Source organism: Pseudoalteromonas rubra (genome assembly GCF_004212645.1).
GTDB classification, from domain to species: Bacteria; Pseudomonadota; Gammaproteobacteria; order Enterobacterales; family Alteromonadaceae; genus Pseudoalteromonas; species Pseudoalteromonas rubra_G.
Genome location: NZ_PPUZ01000153.1, coordinates 1 through 1,971 on the forward strand (window position 1 = coordinate 1; position 1,971 = coordinate 1,971).

The window sequence follows — 1,971 nt, forward strand, 5'->3', positions numbered from 1 at the left end:
GGATTTGATCAACAAGGCCGAAATATACAGAATCTTACCAAACAAAGTATTGTCAATTACAAAGCCTGTTTTTTATGAAGGAATAAGCAAAATAAAAAAAACCTTCTCACCTGGAAATAAATACATATCAGAAACAATTGAGAGAACAAAAGAAGCCATAATAAAAGGCTCAAGCAAAAGTTTTGCATCAGATTCGGACGTGAAGAAATTTTTTGAATATATAGAAGATGATGATTCGGACCTGCTATTAACAAGATATAAAAAACAAGAGCACACGAGAAACTTTATTGAAAACTTTACAAATGAATTTGCAAAAACCTTCTTGGAAATATCACTAGCAACTTTAAAAACAATAAAAATAATAGCCATCTATAGAGGGAAATACGATAAGAGCGAAATAGAAGAAATAAACACAAGAATTAACAAATGCCTAAACACTTCAAAATTAATATCTGAAGAGTTTTTCAAAACCCTAATAAGAAAAGGCTACCACACAAACGTCACAGACAAAAACTTTGAGCAATTTAAATTTAAATTGATTTCAAGCTTCAGGGAAACAAAAGGTGAATACTGGGAGATAGATCAGAGAATACAACCACTAACAAAACAATTTATAAGTACAACACATGCATTATCAACATCCGTGAGATATAATGCATTTCCAAACAACCTTTTCATTAGGGCTATAGACCACAAATCTAACTTTGAAAATAAAAATGAAATTTTAGATTCAATATACACTTTTATACAAAACCACCTAGATTTGGATAAGAGCAATTCTAGTAGAAATACGCCTGAAAACTTCGATGACCTAAAGCAAGATCAAACTTACTATCAGATCTCAGAGTTTTATCAAGATAACACACCAACATTAATAGTACATGGAGCTGGATCATTAAGCCACAGAAACCTGATAGAATTATCAAAATCTATATTTTTAAAAAAAGGAACAGCACATACACTTCAAGTTGAACTATACACAAGCCTAATGAACCACATATTCCCAACCCATGGCGAAAAAAGCAAAGAAATAAAATCAGACACCTTAATATTAGCTTACTCAGAAATGAGGAGAGAGAAAACTTATAAAAAAATACTAGAAAAGTCTTTCTTTTCAGAAATAAGGCAGACAAGCTTTAACTCCAACATAAGCTTACCAATAATTGACAAACATATAACAACCAAGATTAAAGGTAAGTGTACCCCAAAAAATAAGGAGCTACCCGGCGCTTCACAGCTTTATTACAACACTACATTTTATACAGATAAGAAGGATCCACCTATGAAAGTTGATATACTGGTTTTGACATTTATAGATAATGAGTATGAAGGAGTTCGGAAGAAACTTTCAAACTTCACAAGTATAAAGCCTTCAGAATACTCAAGTTTTATTAGTGGTGTCGGTTACGTATCAACATCCTTTGGAGAGCTGTCAATTGGCTTGGCTATGACGCTAGATAGTGGACAGGTTAGTATAGCAGCATCTACAAATTCGATATTATCTCATTTTAACTTCAATTTAGTTACAATGGTCGGTTGCGCTGGCTGTGTGGATAAATCCAATTACAACATTGGTGATGTAGTAATACCTAATAAAGCCATAGCACTACAGGAAAGGAAAAAAGACAGATGGTCAAACAACTCCTTTAAAATAAGCAATAGATACCAATCATTTATAAGATCCGCATTGCTTAATAAGGGAAAAGTAATACGTAAAGAAAAAGAAGAAATAAAACTTTCTCATACACCAATAATAAGCTCACCCATTGTTATAAGTGAAGACGAAGGGAAACACATATCAATAGCTAGAGACATTGATTACAAGGCCGTTATAGTTGAAATGGAAGCCTATGGCTTTAATGAGGCAATAGAAGCAACGAAAGAGTTTAATGATATTGAGTATTTGATTTTCAGAGGTATTTCCGACTTTGCAGATGAGCAGGAAAAATGGGCCTTGTTGATCAAATCCTG

General features: G+C 32.8%; 1 protein-coding gene. It reads left to right on the top strand.

What is annotated here, in order from left to right; genetic code table 11:
* A partial coding sequence (locus C3B51_RS23125; RefSeq protein ID WP_130246541.1) for a hypothetical protein occupies positions 1–1,971 on the top strand: 1,971 nt, incomplete at both ends.